The sequence below is a fragment of the Croceitalea sp. MTPC6 genome (genome assembly GCF_036985525.1).
Classification (GTDB): Bacteria; Bacteroidota; Bacteroidia; order Flavobacteriales; family Flavobacteriaceae; genus Croceitalea.
The window spans coordinates 386303-404074 of sequence record NZ_BTGR01000001.1 but is presented as its reverse complement, the minus strand read 5'-3'; the positions used below and the strand labels follow the sequence as shown (position 1 = coordinate 404074).

The 17772-nt window shown below is 36.0% G+C and carries 17 protein-coding genes and 1 tRNA gene; 8 read left to right on the top strand and 10 right to left on the bottom strand.

Annotated features, from left to right (window positions below; translation table 11 throughout):
• Nucleotides 1-5: 5 nt before the first annotated feature.
• From AACP56_RS01875 to AACP56_RS01845, 7 genes are all read right to left on the bottom strand, one after another.
• Nucleotides 6-788 carry a hypothetical protein gene (locus tag AACP56_RS01875; RefSeq protein WP_339334048.1) on the bottom strand — a complete coding sequence of 261 codons (783 nt, stop codon included), beginning with the start codon at nucleotides 786-788 and terminating at the stop codon, nucleotides 6-8.
• 191 nt (nucleotides 789-979) lie between these two features.
• Nucleotides 980-1894 (bottom strand): alpha/beta fold hydrolase, encoded by a 915-nt coding sequence (locus AACP56_RS01870; RefSeq protein ID WP_339334050.1) that lies wholly within the window; start codon nucleotides 1892-1894, stop codon nucleotides 980-982.
• Between the two features lie 129 nt (nucleotides 1895-2023).
• Nucleotides 2024-2641 carry a DUF2306 domain-containing protein gene (locus tag AACP56_RS01865; RefSeq protein WP_339334052.1) on the bottom strand — a complete coding sequence of 206 codons (618 nt, stop codon included), beginning with the start codon at nucleotides 2639-2641 and terminating at the stop codon, nucleotides 2024-2026.
• A gap of 59 nt (nucleotides 2642-2700) precedes the next feature.
• Entirely contained in the window at nucleotides 2701-3219 is a 519-nt protein-coding gene (locus AACP56_RS01860) for a RidA family protein (protein ID WP_339334054.1), read from the bottom strand.
• 146 nt (nucleotides 3220-3365) lie between these two features.
• On the bottom strand, nucleotides 3366-3755 hold the full coding sequence (locus tag AACP56_RS01855; RefSeq protein ID WP_339334056.1) for a hypothetical protein: 390 nt from the start codon (nucleotides 3753-3755) through the stop codon (nucleotides 3366-3368).
• A 27-nt stretch (nucleotides 3756-3782) separates the two neighbouring features.
• Nucleotides 3783-5777, bottom strand: a complete 1995-nt coding sequence (locus AACP56_RS01850; RefSeq protein WP_339334058.1) for a galactose-binding domain-containing protein — start codon at nucleotides 5775-5777, stop codon at nucleotides 3783-3785.
• 145 nt (nucleotides 5778-5922) lie between these two features.
• Entirely contained in the window at nucleotides 5923-6474 is a 552-nt protein-coding gene (locus AACP56_RS01845) for a hypothetical protein (RefSeq protein WP_339334060.1), read from the bottom strand.
• A 136-nt stretch (nucleotides 6475-6610) separates the two neighbouring features.
• Here AACP56_RS01845 and AACP56_RS01840 point away from each other — a divergent pair, with 136 nt between their 5' ends.
• The 4 genes from AACP56_RS01840 to AACP56_RS01825 all read left to right on the top strand — a co-directional run bounded on the left by AACP56_RS01840 (nucleotide 6611) and on the right by AACP56_RS01825 (nucleotide 12394).
• Nucleotides 6611-9649, top strand: a complete 3039-nt coding sequence (locus AACP56_RS01840) for a ligand-binding sensor domain-containing protein (protein ID WP_339334062.1) — start codon at nucleotides 6611-6613, stop codon at nucleotides 9647-9649.
• Nucleotides 9650-9759: 110 nt separating this feature from the next.
• Nucleotides 9760-10386 (top strand): response regulator transcription factor, encoded by a 627-nt coding sequence (locus AACP56_RS01835; protein ID WP_339334064.1) that lies wholly within the window; start codon nucleotides 9760-9762, stop codon nucleotides 10384-10386.
• A gap of 965 nt (nucleotides 10387-11351) precedes the next feature.
• Nucleotides 11352-11723, top strand: coding sequence for a BfmA/BtgA family mobilization protein (locus AACP56_RS01830; RefSeq protein WP_339334066.1), 372 nt, complete (start codon nucleotides 11352-11354; stop codon nucleotides 11721-11723).
• Nucleotides 11724-11731: 8 nt separating this feature from the next.
• A complete protein-coding gene (locus tag AACP56_RS01825) occupies nucleotides 11732-12394 on the top strand; it encodes a hypothetical protein (protein WP_339334068.1) in 663 nt (220 codons plus the stop codon).
• Here AACP56_RS01825 and AACP56_RS01820 read toward each other — a convergent pair.
• From AACP56_RS01820 to AACP56_RS01810, 3 genes are all read right to left on the bottom strand, one after another.
• Nucleotides 12391-13611 (bottom strand): site-specific integrase, encoded by a 1221-nt coding sequence (locus AACP56_RS01820; RefSeq protein ID WP_339334070.1) that lies wholly within the window; start codon nucleotides 13609-13611, stop codon nucleotides 12391-12393. The two genes, AACP56_RS01825 and AACP56_RS01820, sit on opposite strands and share 4 nt — an antisense overlap.
• A gap of 239 nt (nucleotides 13612-13850) precedes the next feature.
• A tRNA-Ser gene (locus AACP56_RS01815) sits at nucleotides 13851-13935 on the bottom strand.
• Between the two features lie 68 nt (nucleotides 13936-14003).
• Nucleotides 14004-15110, bottom strand: a complete 1107-nt coding sequence (locus tag AACP56_RS01810; protein WP_339334072.1) for a LytTR family transcriptional regulator — start codon at nucleotides 15108-15110, stop codon at nucleotides 14004-14006.
• A 201-nt stretch (nucleotides 15111-15311) separates the two neighbouring features.
• Here AACP56_RS01810 and AACP56_RS01805 point away from each other — a divergent pair, with 201 nt between their 5' ends.
• From AACP56_RS01805 to AACP56_RS01790, 4 genes are read left to right on the top strand one after another with little or no spacing between them, the layout of a single operon-like run.
• Nucleotides 15312-15695 carry a hypothetical protein gene (locus AACP56_RS01805; protein ID WP_339334074.1) on the top strand — a complete coding sequence of 128 codons (384 nt, stop codon included), beginning with the start codon at nucleotides 15312-15314 and terminating at the stop codon, nucleotides 15693-15695.
• Nucleotides 15696-15722: 27 nt separating this feature from the next.
• On the top strand, nucleotides 15723-16283 hold the full coding sequence (locus AACP56_RS01800) for a YceI family protein (RefSeq protein WP_339334076.1): 561 nt from the start codon (nucleotides 15723-15725) through the stop codon (nucleotides 16281-16283).
• Nucleotides 16280-16684, top strand: a complete 405-nt coding sequence (locus AACP56_RS01795; protein WP_339334078.1) for an OB-fold protein — start codon at nucleotides 16280-16282, stop codon at nucleotides 16682-16684. Before AACP56_RS01800 ends, AACP56_RS01795 begins: the two co-directional genes overlap by 4 nt.
• Before the next feature lie 4 nt (nucleotides 16685-16688).
• Nucleotides 16689-17543, top strand: coding sequence for a DUF5777 family beta-barrel protein (locus AACP56_RS01790; protein ID WP_339334080.1), 855 nt, complete (start codon nucleotides 16689-16691; stop codon nucleotides 17541-17543).
• Nucleotides 17544-17772 lie beyond the last annotated feature (229 nt).

Below are 17772 nucleotides of genomic sequence, written 5' to 3'. Positions count from 1 at the left end.
TCTCATTATCTTTTTATTTGGCTATCTAAAGCTTCAAGAATATCGTCTATCCTTTTCAATAGAGTTTCAGATTCTTGATTGTTAAACATATTTAGAGTCAATGACCAGGCGACCATACCTTCCAGTTTCGTGTCTTTCAATAGTTCATCCGTAGTCCTTGTAACGAGTTTTGATTCTCCTGGTATGAGGTTTTTAACTTGTCTAGGGTCCAACAAATTTTTTGGGATGTTCTTGTAATAGTAATATGCTAATTCACGCTGAATATCTATTTCATTTGAATAAGGATAGAATTCTTGTTCACAAAATCTGAGAAATATTCGCTCTACTTCTTGAAGCTGAATCACATCTGTGCTCCAGTTGACGAGTAGTTGCTTTAATTCTTCATCTTTCAAAATTTCGATATTTCCAGAGCTTACCAGGTCATTTTGAATAGGGTCAAAGGTTGGTGGCTGAATCGTACTCAAATAAACAAATACACTATCGCGTGTAGCATTTTCTGGATTATCAAAATATTCTAATAATTGCCTAGAGCTTTCAATCAAAGTATTTCTAAATTCTATTTTATCCAGAAGTTGTTCTCTATTCGAATTAAATTCCTTTTCAAGCCTTTTTAATATAGCTTGCTCAGTGGCATTTTCTGCGCGTTGCTCTTTCCAATTGTTAATCTGAAGGGCAATTAAAATACCAATTACAACAAGTATAATTTCGCCAATGGCATAGGTGAGATACTTAGGTACACGCTTTCGCGAAAGCGCATCGAGCCTTATTTTTCTAAAGAATTTTATCATTGGTTAGCGGTTTACTATAGGGAAGCACAACGGTCGTGTATAAGAATAGTAGGGCTGAAAAAAGGCGACTATCATTCGGATAGACACAAGCCAAATTTAAAAATTTGGCGACCTTGCAAAAGTGCTATTACCATTGGATTAAGCACTCATTGCCCTATTATTTTTATACGTTGTTTTAATCAGTTTTCTTTCTATTGATTCCCCAATAAAACGTCTTTACTATCAGGTCTATTAAATTCTTGCCCAAAGAATCTATCTAAAAATGGATTAAATAAATCTGGGTTTGTTAATGGAACAAAATGAGTTTCACCCGGGAAAATCACTAATTGTGAATTGGGAAATGATTGATAGAATTCAACAGAATGTTCTTCTTTAATGATGTCTTTATCAGCAGCCATAACCAAAACGGGCACTTCAATTTTACCTAACATTTCTTTTGTGAATTTTGGCTCGTAATCTAAAAGGTCAAGATGTTGGTCAATAACTGCCCAAGGTGCTGAATCATCTTTTTTTGCAATCATACCTTTTACCATCATATGGTTATCATCAACAAATTTTTCAGCCCAAGGATAAATAGCAGATGTATCAGGTCTCATATTAGACCCCATAACTGCTAATTTTTTTACTTTATTTGGATATTTACTAGCAATAATCATAGCTATATTTCCTCCATCGCTAAAGCCATAAAAATTTGCATTTTCGATTTTCAACTTATCAAGTAATGATTTCCAATCATCTGCCATTAAAGCTAATGTTAGTTTGTCTGTATTCAATTGAGATTTTCCGTGTCCTCTGCTATCGGCGATAATTACTTTGTACTTGTCTTTTAAAAAGTCAATTTGCCCTGCCATTTTTGAAATATCTCCACCATTTCCGTGAATGATAACAAGTGGTTCACCTTGTCCATATATTTCATAATACATTTCTATTCCATTAACATTAACTTTTTGACCACTATTATTTCCATAGGGTATGGAATCATTATTAGTTTCAGTTAATACTTCTGTATTTGGATTACTTTTTTCTTTGGTTGTTTTCTTGCTTGATTCGGTATTACAGCTAAACAGTAAAATTGATGATACTAAAATGATTAGTAAGTTCTTCATTAGTTTTATTTTTTAATTGATTACAACTGTAGTTATTATCTGTTCATTTTTTTCTAAACTTATTTCTATTCCTTTTGATAACTATTAAATTTTTTTGTTATATCAAGCAAATATTAATATCGTCAACTTTTAGCTATACATCTTTTTCCCTTGTATAACCATTTCTAATATTAGCAAAGGAATAACCCAACTCGACCAAACAGATAGAGCATAAATATCTACTGGTTCAGCTATTTTCAGCGGTTGTAAGACATCAATAATCAATCTCGTAAATACAAATGCTGTAAACGTTATTGTGTAGCTTCTTAACATCCACTCCTTATGCAATTCAATTTTTCTTTTTTTAATAGAAAAGAATGCCATCAATCCTGTTGAAGCCCAAAAAAATGACATCGCCATTAATCCAAATTTATAACCAAGATTTACTTGTGATGTTAAAGCCAGATACATCCCTGTAATGCCTCCAAGTACTACACAGACCAAATATATTCTTCCCAATAGCCTATGTCGATGAATATTTTTATTCCGAAATGAGGGTATAAATTGAAAAGGTCCGATTATTATGGCAATAATTCCTAAAATTATATGTGGAAGCAAAATATTGACTCTGGAAAAGTAATAATCTCCATAAGACTCTTGAGAAGGCACGACCATTGAAAATGCTCTTGTTAAAACATAATATGCTCCAATAATTAGGATTAAAACATATAAAATATTCAATAGATTTTTTACAGATTTTGTTTTCATATGGTTGGTTTTTTCATAATTCTGATTGTTTAGTATTTATTTTAGTCGTTTTCGTACTTTTAATTAGATTTATGTACATCAACTTCAATTTCAACCATAAATTCTGGTAGCGCTAATCCCTTAACTTCAAGCCAAGACCCTGTGGGAAATTGATTTTTATAAATTTGAGTACGGTACCCAGACACTTCTAACATTTTGGGCATACTGGTAGTAAAAATGTCTTCCTTTACCACATCGTCAAAAGTGCAACCGTAGTGGGTGAGTATCTTTTGTAAATCGGCATAACAGTTTTTTATTTGCTGTTCCATATCGCCTACAGCTGTAGGATTTCCTTCGTTGTCCATACTTACAGCGCCAGAAATTTTAATGAAATTCCCAACCTTAACAGCGTGTGAGTAGCCGTAGGCTTTTTCCACTTCGGGGCGCAACTGGAAGTATTCGGGTTTTACTTTAGAAGAGCTAGCTTCTATTGCGGTTGCTTTTATTGGTTCTTGATCTTCTTTGGGTGCTTGGCAAGATAATAAGCTTAGTACTATGCATACTGACACTCCTGTTTTTAGTAAATACGTTGCTGTCATTTTTAAAACTTTACATTTAGTTAGTTTCTGTCTAGAAAAGAATTATCGTGTTTTTCCTCGGCATACGAAATTTCAATACGCTTAAAATTTTGTGGGTCGTACGCATTTTCTGGCACAAGTTTTTCTATTCTAATGGCGGTATAGACCTATTGGTCTGTAATGCCCGGACCCGTGGAGGGCTTTTTGGTCTTTATGGTAAGGATGCCACTATTCTCAGAATCTGTTGTTACGGGACTGTTAAAGACCACGTTTTTAAGAATGATGAGGTTTCTTTTCTCTTCGTTTTCATTGGCTGAAGTATTGGGATAGTTACTGGGCAACGGGCCATTGTAATAGGCAACGGTGTACATTCCTTCTGTTTGTTTACATTCGGCAGTTTTACCGGAGGGGAATTGTATAGTGTAGATAAACTCATTATAAGCAGTTACACTTTTTTCAAGATTTAAAGTTGTGCTACTTTTAAATTTGAAATCTTGCTGCACTGGCATTGCCATCCAAAATAATGTGGTGGTTATAAAAATGATTATCGGTTTCATAGGTCTCTATTTTAGAAGTATTGAAAATTAGTTTTCATAGTAAAAGAAGCCGTGTACAATATCTGTATCTAAGCCTATGTTAGCACCCCGATACAGCATATCGGTTTCCCTTTGCACGGGAGCGGCTATGCGCCCATCTTCTATCAGGCCGCATTTTTCTATATGCAAGTCATTGTATTGCCACTCATCTTCTATCTCCCCAGCGGTGGCAAGTTGCCATCCATTTTGCTGTGCTAGCTGTCTGGCTTGTCCGATTGTAATATTTTCACTTTCGTGAAATTTTAAGACATCATATTCAACCTCCTCACCAACCGTATTCGGCGTAGCGTTTGACGTATTTTCAGGGTTTGTGTTGCTAACAACAGGCTGTTGATTAGGCGTCGAATTAGTAGGCGTTTGTGCAGTACTTCCTAATCTTTCTGATTGATAGTTATCCATAATTTTTTTGAAATTGGCATCTGAGATACGGTTGTCTGAGTCAAACTCAAATCCTGGATCAAAGTTGAAGGGGTATTCTAAAGTCTTCGTATCGTTTAAAGAAGTAGAAGCATCCAGTATTCTATTGAATTTATACTGTTTTCCATTAGCCGTATAAACAAACGGCTTAGCAACAATTTTCCATTTTTTCACTTTGTAAATGGTCCTGTTGGGTTGCACGGGTATAACATCCGTATCAATCGTGTTTTTTGACTCTGTAAAATTAGATGCCTGAGAGGAGACATCTTTCTTGGTAGTACTTCCACCTACATTAGTGCCTGCGGTTACCTCAATATTTGCAAAAAGATAACTTACACTGGCCTTGACCGATGCAGATACTTCCCAATAACGATTATCAGTTTCTTCAGTACTTTTTGAAAAGCTAAAGCCTTCTGTGATGTTTTTTGCAATTTCCTGAGTTACAGTAATGGGCGAACTGGTGCCATTTGAGTAGGCAGAGACTGTATAAACCACCCTGCTTTGATCAGGAAGACTTATATCTAGATCGCCTATCTCCTCTCCGTAAACTTGCACTTCACCAAGTTCTAAGGGACCATTTCCTTTCATTTGAACACGCACGTATCGTCCAGGGCGTTTCGTTGCCCCTGTAAATCGTTGTATATTTTGTTCTAGGTGCAGCTTTTGTGCAAAAAAAGGTTCTGTATTTCTATTGTCGTTTCGTATGTCCTGCGTTACCCAAATATTAAAGTCTTTTAATCCATTTTGATTGCCATCTGTGCGTTTTGAAATAACCACATCTTTTATCAAATAGTTTCTGCCTAGATCGACCTCCCAGAAGGGTCGTGATTCATTATTGGTAGTAGCTACGGAGCCTAGGTTTACATTTCCTTCTAGATTTCCGTCGTTTGCGAGATTAGAGGGACGATTGTTTATAGTGCTCCTTTGCCGCGTGGGTTTTCCCAGAGCGAGGTTATCATTAGATTGACGTCGCTTATTTACCAAAGTGCCATTTACTACTACCTCGGCTAAGCTCAGAATTCCTTGCCTGTCTAGCTGTATGCGCACGAACTGGCCTCGGGCATTACCAGTAAATTTTTTACTTCCTCTAAAAAAGCTACCGTCATTATTGAATTTTGTTCCGTTGCCTCCTTCACGGTCTGCAACGATGATGGAGAAGTTAGAAAGTCTATCATCACAACAATCGGTTCTGTTATAAAGTGTGATGGATTTTATATCATATTCCTCTAGTAAATTTACCTCCCACCAACTGTTTTCTTGATTTTGAGTATGAGTGATGGAGTGGTGGTGGTAGTGTCCATCAGTATTGCCATCTACTGCGCGATTTGCGTGACCGTGCCCAAATTGACTAGATTGCTTGGCAGGTTTAAATGCGGCGATGTTTTCTGGATCATATGGAGTCCAGCGCTGTGCGGTAGTAGCAATGGTAAACAGCACTGCACAGACCATTACGGTATATTTAGTATTTGGAAGGTAAGATCGTTTGATCGGAGTATTTTTTACCATAGTCATATTTTTCAGGAGTTTAACCCCAAAGCGATAGCCGGTGAATAGGTGACGTTTCATAGTATGATTTTTGAGAGTTTTCTCGCAGAATGATTTGACAAAAAAGGGTTGATGATTGTATTACCAACCCTTTATGTTATTGATTTTCGCGCTAAGCGAATAAACTACAATAGTGTAGCTTTCAAGTTTTCTTAGAATTCACGCTTTACTTACTGTTTGGCGGGGTCATAGTCCATCCCTGACTTTCCATAAAATCACCAGTATCATAGAAATAATAGACCGCTTTAATTTCTTTTCCGTTTTCCGTAAGAACAGCAATGTGATATCTAACAGGGCTTACTTTGCCATTTTCTTTATTGGTGGCAGTATTAAGCCCCCAGCAGAGTACCCATTCTCCTTCATTCCGATTATTAGTCACCTTAACAGGTAAATAGAGTTCGTTACTAACTTCGAAGGTGTAAGTTTCAAATCTTTCTTTTAAAAAGTCTTTATGCTGGGCAACGGTAAGTGAATCATTTCCTCTACCTAAGCCATAAATTACGGCGTCTGAGGATAGGTTTTTTTGCAGTTTTGACAAGTTCATTTCTTTCCAGCCCGTAATGTACTGTTGAGCCATTTTTAAAGAAGCGTCGGCGTTAGGATAGTCTAGAACGAACGCAGGTCCTGTTTGTGCTTTTGCAGTATGATGACCTGTTATTAAGAAAGTCATACAGAAAATCAATACGGCAAAAATAGAACTAGTTTTTAATGTTTTCATAATAGTTGATTTTAGTTAATAAATATGAGACGAAAATTACACGAATGGCTCATTGTAGTCAATCACATATTGATGTGAAATTGTGGAGTTATTATTCTGTATATTTGGTTTTTACAACCAAATTAAGCCACTCCTTTTGAAAACTATTCACAGACATTTGCCAACTCTTTTCGGCTTTTTTCTATGGTTTTTAATAGGAAATGCACTCGCTCAAAACCCTTCACAGATTGATGTATTGAACACAGATGATGGTCTTCTATTTAGAGACGTGTCTAATATTGCCCAAGACAGTAAAGGTTTAATGTATTTTGGTACGACGCAAGGCCTCAACCGTTACGACGGTAAAAATTTTAAGGCCTACACGAGCAATACCAAGAATCCCTTTTACATTAAAGAAGACTTCATCAAAGCTAATATGGTGTATGAGCCGACCAAAAATGCCTTATGGTTTATGGCCAATGATGAGTTGTTTCAATTACGGCTCACCGAAGATTCCATTATAAATTACACAAAACAGCACAACCTAAAAGATAGGGTGTTGGATGTCTTTAAAACAAAAGACAATGCTATTTGGGTAGTTACCGATGATTTTTGGGAAGTACAAAAGGATAGCTCAAAATTGTACCTTCAAAAGTTTGAAAACAATGCCTTTCAAGTTATTGCAACTGTTAATCGTTATAAACGTGTTTTCAACCACGTGGCCATAGATGCCGATGGTTTTATATGGTGGACAACCACCCGAGGAACTAACAAATATAGTCTCAAAGGTGAGTTGTTAGAGCATATAAAATTAGACACTCATAATTGGTCTGGTGATGCGATACATTATGTACCTTCCTTTTTCGATAGTAATAATACCCACTATTATTTTCCAAACTCTAGTGGTGGTATTGCCATTTTCGATAGTAAAACCGAGACTTACAAAACCATACTAAAAACAGATGATGTTTTTAGGCGTGCCATCGAAGACCAGAATAATAATATATGGTTTTCGAGTGATTCCAGCGTATATAAGATGGATTCTAAGGGGAGTTTTACCAACTATAGCGAAATATTAAAAAACGCCTTTGATTTTTCTGTAATCAGTTCGTTGTATGTTGATCATACGGGCTTACTTTGGGGAAGTACTGACAATGGCCTCTTCAAAATAAAAACCGAAGAACAACTTTTTAGAACGCTTTTTAAATCTGAAAAAGAAGGTTGGGGGCGCTCTATGCGTGGTATTTTTGAAGCTTCTGAGGGTCGTATTTTTTCCTTGTGTGAAAATCAGCATAAACTCTGGTACGCTACAAAAACAGGAATAACCGACACTTTGCCCTTGAAGGACGCCTTAGGAAAACCCGTTTCACTTCTATACGATGCTAATTTCCTTGTAACCGACGAAACGAAAACCAAAGCCTATACTACAGCAAACGGTTTAAGTGAAATAAATTTAAAAACAGGTCTTACCACAACGTACGATACCTTTAAGTCACACAATAATGTTCATGGGCCTAACGGTTTGTTACGATTGGACGACGGTAAATTACTTTTTGGCTTCACTTTTGAACATTTAACGGTATTTGATACTAAGTCTAAAAAAAGCCAGCCCATTTTTAGCTCGAATGCGCTAGATTCTAATATTAGAGGTATTCGGGTTTTTGAAAAAAGTCGTGACCCAGATCAAGTTTGGCTTGGTACCCGGAATGATGGCGTGATAAAAATTGACCTTAAAGGCGAAATCATTACATCTTACAATCAGAGTACCATTCCAGCGTTTGGTAATTACCAAGTTTTGTCTCTACTAGAAGATGATGATGGCAGTTTATGGGTTGGTACGTACGGTGGTGGTTTAAGACACATCTCGGGAGATGGAAAACTCTTGGCATACTACACTACAGATAGTGGTTTACCCAACAACAATGTCGTTGGTGTTATAAAAACAAGACGAAATACGTTATTAATAAGCACTTACAATGGATTGTCCGTTATGGATATAGCTACTGGTGATTTTCAAAACTTTTACACCGAAAACGGCCTTTCGCACAATGAATTTAATTTTTCCTCTTTTTTTAAAGGTAGTGACGGTTTGTTTTATTTTGGAGGAATGAATGGTGTGAATGTGTTTGTCCCCAATCAATTACAAGAGGCTATAGCGCCTCCCCCCGTTGAATTTTTAGGCGTTGCGGGCTATAATAGCAAGACTAAAGACTATTTTGAAACTGATTACTCCCAAACCGAATTTTCAAGACTGGAGCTGTCGCCTTATGACCAGTATTTTGAAGTAAGTTGGATGCTGCCCACCTATTTTCAAAATAACAAAAATACCTTCAGTACCCAGTTGGAAGGCTTTGAAGACCGCTGGTTTTATCAGAGCAATTCCACATCTATAAGGTACAACCAACTACCCGCGGGCGACTATATTTTGAAAGTAAAAGGAACCGATTTTAATGGCAACCAAAGTGGTTCAGTATTGTCTATTCCGATTACTGTAAAACAAATTTTCTATAAAAAATGGTGGTTTATAGGCTTGGTTATTATGACCTTAATTGTATTGGTCTATGTTTTATTTAGGTACCGCTTGCGACAAGTTTTAGCTTTAGAACGTCTGCGTACCAAAATTTCAAGTGACCTTCACGACGATGTGGGTTCATTATTATCTGGTTTGGCTATGCAAACTGAACTTTTGGAAGAAAACGCCAATGAAAATGATAAAAAGAGGCTGAACAAAATAGCATCAATAAGCAGAAGTGCTGTATCTCAAATGCGGGATTTAGTTTGGAGCATCGACAGCAGACGAGAAACAATAGCAGATTTAATAGAGCGCATGCGCGAGCTAGCCGAAGAATTATTGTTACCCAAAGACATTGCCTATACATTGGATTGTAATAACATTCAAAATTTGAATAAAAAATTACCCGCTCAGACCAAACAGCATATTTTTTTGATTTATAAAGAGGCCATTAACAATATTCTAAAACATTCTGATGGCGATTTGGTTGCCATCAAGCTGGGAAATAGTTCCAAGGGTTGCCAGCTCATCATCAAAGATAATGGCAGTGAGAAAGACGTTTACAAATCTTCTGGATTGGGCTTATCTAACATGGCTATGCGTGCCGAGAAACTTCGTGCATCTCTAAAGTTTGAAAGCGAAAATGGCTTTGGTATCTACTTAAGTCTACCGTTCAATATTTAATTTCACATTAAGATGTGATTGTACTTGCCTTTTTATGTCATAACTTTCTAAGGTGAAACTTTACACATCAGCTACCCGTAAAGAAATTCCTACTTGCGTGGAAAATGAATATGATTAGATTAGTACTTATAGAAGACGATTTGTTGATTCAAGAAAGCCTGAACGACTTTTTTGATGGGCAAAACAATGTAGAATGTATTCAGAGTGCTACCTCTGTTGAGGACTTTCTAGAAGCTATAAATAGCTTGGAACATAATCCGGATGTCATTCTTCTGGATATCAATTTATTGGGCATATCGGGTATTGAGGGTATTCCGTTGATTAAAGAACAACTTCCGGACTGCGATATTATTATGCTGACCACTTTTGAGGACAACGACAGCATTTTTAAAGCGCTCTGTGCTGGAGCTTGTTCTTACCTGTCTAAAAAAACATCCCTTAAAAAAATTCTTGAAGCTGTTGAAGTGGTTTCTAAAGGAGGTTCGTATATGTCGCCCGCCATTGCCAGAAAGGTTACGAATCATTTTGTACCGAAAAAACCAAAGCAAAACTTGCTTACACCAAGACAGCTTGAGATTGTTGCAGGACTCGTTGATGGCAAAAGCTATAAAATGATTGCCAGCGACTTGTTTGTATCGTTGGACACAGTACGTACGCATATTAAAAATATTTATAAAACACTTGAAATCAACAGTAAATCACAATTAATTAAAAAAGCTTATGATAATGAGATTTGACGTTTTATATTGAAACCATAGATTTATAAATCACATAAGATTTGTATCCTGATATTATTCTTGAAGACTGAATAATCAATTCTAAGAATATAAAAACGCGAGCCGAATAGTATCCCTAATCGACTCATAACATCAATTCTACATTGTATTTATAACACCGTTCCACCCCATTCCTCTACATTCCGCGAAAAGCTTCATTCCGAGAAAAGAGATTCACTACATCATCTTGAACCCAGTCGCAGAAAAAGCGACAGCATTCGCTCTACAAAAAGTCACTCCAACCTTTCCTCACACAAAGATTTAAAATTTAGCCTGAGACAGACTGCATAACCAGGCGCGCTATGCTTGCACTTTTTATAAGTCCTTACTCAGTCAAAATTTTATTGAGGCTACCGAAAAGGTAACAGCGAAGGCGCTATGGGAAGTAAGTGAAAGAAAAAGAAGAACGCTCCTATTCAACTTTTTACACCAAATTGACTCAATCTTTAGCAAATACCCCTATTTCTAATCAAGGAAAAGGAAAACGCTCTAGATATAATAAGTAAGTAGGGGAAAGTGCCAACTTGGCAACTAATTGACAGTATCCAAACACAAAATTTAGTGGATGAATAATTGATGATATATACTCGAATATATGTTATTGAATATTATGTAAATCAGTTGATTATATAAGATTATCATAAAAATCAGATGAACTTAATCATAAAATTTTGTTTTGGGTTGTTTGCAAAAAAGAGCATTTCTAGTTTCAGAAATGTAAGAAGATACCTGAAATGAAATGAAAGGAATCGAATAGCAAGAGGGTAACACGCTGGCGCGATGTTTCATTTTATCGATTCTTTCAAAGGGCTAGTGTTCATAGGCATTGAGAGCAATTAATGATTTGTTGATTTTCAGATACTTAAGAAGTTTTTTCTGAAAAAGTCTTCTGAGACTAGTAAAATCAACAGAAAAATTCAGAAAAAATGGATAAAGGATACGAAAATGAGCGGTTTGAGAGCCTAAAAATCAAAACCTCAGTGGCAAAGAGATTTAGGGCATTTGGTAAAAGTCTATCAAAATCTCAGTCAATGACATTACTGGTTATGCTCGACTTTTTTGAAGATAATAGTATTTCTCCAACGGATGAATTAGGTGCCGACTTTCAAAGCGTAGAAATAAGAGTTTCAAATCTAATCAAAAAGCGAATGAATGGGATGATTGCAATTATAAAAAATATCGAGAAGAATCAAACGAAACCGACTTTAGCAATGCTCCAGTCTCTATTTGAGCAAACTGAACCGCCTAAAAAGAAAGAAGTGCTCTTTCGCGAAAAGAAATACGTCAATGATAAATAGTAGAATCAATGGAAAAAGTAAACTACATCACGCATCTCAATACCATTTTGGATAACTTCAATGAGGATATCAGAATTAAACAGGGGCACATCACATTGTACCTAGCATTCTTTCATAAGTGGAATAGAAGTTATTTTGAGAAGATAATTACTGTCAATAGAGAACTGATAATGGAGCGAGCAAGGATAAGGTCTAAAACAACCTATCATAGATATTTGAAAGACTTGAATGATTGGGATTATTTAAAGTACATACCTTCCTACAACCCAAGAATTGGCTCTAAAATAGAGATGAAGTATCACCGTCCCAAAATTGGTACAAGTCCTAGTACACTGAAGGTCCAAAATTTGGACAAGTACGAACCAGAACCTAGCCAAAATTTGGCACCTTACATAAAACTAAAAACAATAAGAAAACTTAATAAACAGCCTGACTTAATTTTTAATCTTAAAAATGTGCTTTTCTTCTTTAAAGAAAATAAGTTTCCTGAAATTGAAGGAAGAAAATTTTACACCTATGTTAAAGCAAAGAAATGGAAAACAGATAAATGGAAATCCATAGCTTTCATATTTGCTAAGAACAACTTTATGCTAAACGAGCCAGAAAGGGGCCGTCCATATTTTGGCTATGTTAAGAATTTAGAAAGAAGAAGCAATAGAGATACCACTTAATCTTTAGGCTTAAACTTATCTCTAAGAATCGCCATATCTCGTGACACCTTCATATCCAAGATTTTTGCATAATGTTGCGTAGTTTTAAGATTTGTATGACCCAGCATTTTGCTTACTGATTCTATAGGCACGCCATTAGTTAGCGTGACGGTAGTGGCAAATGTATGCCTAGCTAAATGAAAGGTTAGGTTCTTAGAAATTCCCGCTAAAGTCGCAATTTCTTTGATGTAGGCATTCATTTTTTGATTGCTGAGAACTGGTAACACCAAATCTTTTTCTTTCAATAGCTCATTATCTTCATATTTCTCAATAATGGCCTTTGCAATAGGTAGAATAGGAATGTTACTTCTTGTATCTGTTTTAGAACGTTTGGTTTTGATCCACTCTTCTCCGTCAGAACCAACACTTATGTCGCCTCGATTTAGTTTTTTCACATCGGCGTATGCGAGGCCAGTGAAACAACAAAATATAAAGATGTCACGCACTTGCTCCAGGCGCTCCATTCTAAATTCAAGAGCAATTATTTTCTGAATTTCTTCTTCAGTCAGAAATTCGCGCTCGACTATTTTAAGCTTTCCTTTCCAATGGAGAAAAGGATCTTTATCTATCCAATCATTAGCGTGAGCGATCCGGATAATCTTTTTAAAATTGGTGATGTATTTGATCGCTGAGTTGTGCGCACACTTACGGGTTGTTTTTAGATAGTATTCTAGCCCTGTAATGAACTTATGGTCTACCTCCTGCACAGGAATATCATTTCGCTTGTATTTCTGCTTTACAAATGCTGCAACGTGTTTCTTGCAAGTTCGATACCGCTCAGCCGTTCCGGCGGCAAAATCTTTTCCGATGAGACTCTCTACTTCGTCATTGTGTTCCTGAAAAATCTTTAGGAGCATTTTTAGAGCTTTTCCTTTACCAATAAATGCATCGCGGAGATCAATTGCATCAAACCTTTTATCGACCCTTAAATATTCTTGCTGTATTTTAAAAATTTTATTTTTTATCAAATGGATCTGCTGATTTATCTCTTTTGCATCAGCAGAATTACCAAGAACTCTCTGGGATTTTGGATTCCAATGATCAATCTTGACTTTTCTGTAAATGCTACATTCAGCTCTTTTTCCATCCACAGTAATCCTTAGGTAAATGTTCGATTTACCCTTTGAGTCAGCTTTGCTCTTCTTGATATAAAATAGTATGGATAATGAAGATGACACCTAATGTGCTTTGAATTTACTTAAAGGTAGTAAATAAAAAATTAGCAAGACAAAATATAAAATACTTATAATCAGTTCATTAAGTATAATTCGGTGTCAGTTGAAATAAGAATATAAGTGACACCGAATGGAACCCTTTTTAATTGATATTAAATGATATGAATTGATATCATTAAAAATAAAAAACCCTGTAAATCAAGGATTTACAGGGTTTTTGGTGCCTTTTGTAGGTCTTTAAGCGGAGAAGGAGGGATTCGAACCCCCGGAGGTGTGACCCTCGCTGGTTTTCAAGACCAGTGCATTCGACCACTCTGCCACTTCTCCTAATGCGGGTGCAAATATAATAACCTTTTTTGTTCTATGGAATAAAATTTTTGGTTCAATAGGTTCTTTTATAGATTCAGCCATTGTTTAAATTCCGCAGCTTTATTTTTGCTTATGATAATATCGACCTCAGAGTTTGGATTCACTAATATTTTTAGCTGATTATTGCCATACTTCACTATTTTTTCGATTGCAGAAATCGCAATAATAAATTGCCGGTTTGCTCTAAAAAAATAAGCGCTGTCCAAGTTTGAAAAAAGCTCATCCAAACTAGAGTTTGAGGTACTTCGCTTTTCATCAATACAGACCACGTAGGTAATTGTATTTTCCATATATATGTATGCAATCTCTTCTGTGGGAACAGGCTTTAACTCATTTCTACGATAGGTGAGAATACGTTTTTTAGAAGCATTGTCATCCTTTTTATCCCCTACAGAATGCTCAACTTTTTGTTGGTAGGCATTAACGGCACTGTTAAGTTTTGCAAGATTGACTACCTCATTTGATAATTTCAGGTTTTTTGCTTCCAACCTTTTTTCATATGTACTTCCTATCAATCTTACAGTAACTACGGAAGAAATTATAATCAACAAGCCCATAATTACCAAAATGGTATAAAACTTATTCTTTAAATCGCTAATCTGTGCCATTACCTCGCGGGTGTTGGCATGGGCCGCTATTATCCAATCTGAATATTCTACTGGATATAGGTATACCACTTCTGATTCTTGTGAGGCATCTTCAAAATCGCGTATACCCCCAACTTCTTCTTTGTTTTGAAGTAGACTATAAAAATCATTTGAGGTCAGGTCATCAGAAACTGAGGATACAAAAGATTGTTCTGGACTAATGCTTTCCCCGACAATTTTAATATCAGGATGGCAAACTATTTTGCCCGACCAATTAAACATACTTACAAAGCCAGTGGTACGGTCTGTACTCTCAATACTTTTCTGTAAAGAAGCAATTACGGTATCTTTTGCGATTCCGTTTTTAAGTTGAGTACCCAATAAAGAAGCTACTTCACGCGCTTCCCTCTTACTGAACTCCAATTGTGTCTCAAGCACTTTGTCGACACTGAACTTGACAAAATATCTTGCAGCGATACTTGAGATGACCAAAAAGATTAGAGTAATGGCCAAAAATGTCATTAGGTATAAACGGTCTTTTCGCATAGCTGATTTTGTCTTGCTAAAATAGGAATCTTAAAAAGAAAGCTTCTTAGAAACCTGATTTAAAAACAATCCTGAAAACTTCATCGCTCAAAATTCCCGATTAAGCTCAAAAATTCCCTTTCACAAACATTAATAGGTACTGCCCGAGTGAATATGGGTTCATTTGGATTCAAAACAATACTAAATCTAAAAAATGAAAACATGAAAACAACTAAGTTATTCTCAATGCTATTCATAGGCTTTTGCATTTTAAGCTGTACCAACGATAGCGAAGATGATTTAATCGCCATTGATCAAGAACAGGGAAATGGTGGTGGTGAACCTGGAGAAACTGGGGTAACCTATGCGAACACTGTAAGAGCTATAATTCAAAATAGCTGTGTTGGTTGCCATGCAGATCCACCAAGAAATGGGGCACCTTTTGCTCTTGTAAACTTTCAGCAAGTAAGTAGCAGAGCTAATGGAATTTTAAGTGCAATGTCTCGTGACAACGGTTCTGGTGTTATGCCACCTTCTGGAAGGTTGCCGCAAAATACCATAGATCAAATACAAGCTTGGATTGACAATGATCTCCCAGAAAACTAATCTACTAACGACTATAAAAACCATAAGATGAAAACAAACAAAATTTTATTGCTAGTAATTGCCTTTTTGACAAATGTATTTGTACTGTCATTACACGCACAAAAAAAGTATGTGGATAAATCAGGGTACATAAAATTTGAGGCTTCTGAAAAACTTTTTGAACCAGTTGAAGCTGTAAACAAGTCGGTTACAGCAGTTCTAAATACAGATTCTGGAGAATTTGCCTCTCTAGCATTAGTAGTTGCTTTTAGATTCAAGAATTCTCTGATGGAAGAGCACTTTAACGAAAATTATATAGAGTCCGAAACATACCCCAAAGCAATATTCAAGGGTAAGCTGACCAGTTTTGACCTTTCCAGTTTATCAAATACCCCAAAGCAATTTGAGGTGGATGGGAAATTAGAATTGCATGGAAAAGAAAAGCAGGTCAAAACAATGGTCAGTTTACAAAAGTTGAATGATGCCATAGTCATGGAGGGTGACTTTATGGTCACCCCTTCAGACTTTGATATTGAAATTCCTGGAATTGTAAAAAATAAGATAGCTAAAGAAGTCCAGGTAACCATCAATTTTAATCTTAAGCCATGAACAAAAAGAAAAAGCGATACATAATGGTAATATCAATTGTTTTAATGGTAATGGCGGGGGCTATTATTAATAAGAAAGTAATAAATCCCGAGCACAGAGAGATATCTGAAGAGAAAACAGATTTTACCATATCGGCAGAAAACCTTCAATTCCATTTTGCCAATGACCCTGGTAAAGCTACCAAAAAGTATATGGACAGGGTAGTTGAAATCAGTGGAAATATTACTGAAGTTGAAGCAAACAGCATGGTGATGTCTAATCGAGTTCAAGTGGACTTTCTTGACAGTTTGAATAGTCAATTGAATATAGATGGCAATGTAACCATTAAAGGTAGATGTGTAGGTTTTGACGAGCTTCTATTGATGGTGAAAATTGACCAAGCAACAATACTAAAACACTAAACAAATGAAAAATAGACTAATACTGATAGTAGTTGTATTGTTCAACTACAACTTAAAGGCCCAAGATGATTTACTCGCGGAGTTTGACTCCGTTCAGCCTAACAATTATAAAAGTGCTGCTTTTAAGGGGCTTAAAATCGTGAATTTTGAATCAACCAAAATGATATCAAAAGGAGAACTATACTTTGTGGTTTCCCATCGTTTTGGATCGGTCGATACTGGTTTTGAAGATTTTTTTGGCTTGGACCAAGCTGTTACCCGTTTAAACTTTTTGTATGGAATTACAGATGGCATCAATATCGGGGTTTCACGAAGTTCTTTTCAAAAAATTTATGAATCGTCTTTAAAACTTAGATTAATAAGGGAAAAATCTGGTGGCTTCCCTTTTACCATAGTCAGCTCCAATAACATATTGCTCAATACGGCTTTGGACGATCAAATTTTACCAGGACTAGAATTTGATAACCGTCTTGGATATACAGCTCAGGTATTAATTTCAAAAAAGTTCAACAAGAACTTTTCATTACAGTTAATGCCAACGTTTTTCCATGATAATTACGTCGCTATCGATGAGCAGGAAAACTCACAATATGTTTTAGGCTTTGGAGGTAGACATAAACTCACAAAACGGTTTTCACTCAATTTTGATTATGGATATCACCTAAATAGAGCATCAACCTCACCATTTAAAAACCCTTTATCAATCGGTGTTGATATAGAGACTGGAGGTCATGTTTTTCAATTACACTTTACTAATGCGCAGCCTATGAATACAAATGGATTTTTAGGGCAAGGAACAGGAGACTGGGGCAGTGGCGATTTCTTCTTTGGATTTAACCTTTCAAGAGTATTTAATTAATCATAAAATGAAAACACAGTTAGCAAGAATTCAGGTTCAAAATAGGTTTTGCACTAGGTGCAAAAATTTAATTGAAGCCAAACTATCAGAAATAAATCACGTTTCCAACATTCGGCTTTACGCAAAAGAATCATTGGTGGTCTTTAACTTTTTTAGGGCGAATGAACTATCAGATGTCTTAAACGTATTATCAGAAATCGGGTACCCCGAAATTGGTGAACGAATAGCA